This window comes from Pseudoxanthomonas kalamensis DSM 18571 (assembly GCF_010211745.1).
In the GTDB taxonomy this organism is placed as follows: Bacteria; Pseudomonadota; Gammaproteobacteria; order Xanthomonadales; family Xanthomonadaceae; genus Pseudoxanthomonas_A; species Pseudoxanthomonas_A kalamensis.
Window position 1 is genome coordinate 1 of sequence record NZ_PDWQ01000073.1, and the last position, 619, is coordinate 619.

At 62.8% G+C, this 619-nt stretch carries 1 protein-coding gene; it reads left to right on the forward strand.

The features are described 5' to 3' along the window. On the forward strand, positions 1-619 hold a 619-nt coding region (locus tag CSC70_RS14050; RefSeq protein ID WP_162457212.1), incomplete at both ends, for an RtcB family protein.

A 619-nucleotide genomic window follows, 5' to 3' on the forward strand; every position in this document is an offset into this window, starting at 1 on the left:
CGGTATGGGTGATGCTGCACAGCGGGTCGCGCGGCACCGGCAACCTGATCGGCACGTACTTCATCGAGCGCGCGCGTGAGCAACTGGCACATCGCGTGCTGGGCTTCCATCTACCCGACAAGGACCTGGCCTTCTTCATGCAGGGCGAGCCCTTGTTCGACGAATACGTCGAAGCGGTGTCGTGGGCGCAGGATTACGCCCGCGAAAATCGTGAGGCGATGATGGCGCGCGTGCTGGCCGAGATGCGTCACCGCCTGCCGAAATTCCAGCTGGAAAAGCTCGCAGTCAATTGCCACCACAACTACGTGCAGAAGGAAACGCACGGTGGCGAGGAATTGTTGATCACACGCAAGGGAGCGGTGAGCGCTCGTGCCGGCGAGCTGGGCATCATTCCGGGTAGCATGGGCACGCGCAGCTACATCGTACGTGGGTTGGGCAATGCCGACAGTTTCCACAGCTGCAGCCACGGCGCAGGGCGTGTGATGAGCAGGACCGCTGCACGCGCGCAGATCACCCTGGCACAGCATCGGGAGGCCACCGCACATGTGGAATGCCGCAAGGACGCGGCAGTGATCGATGAGTCGCCTGCGGCGTACAAGTCCATCGATGCGGTGATGGC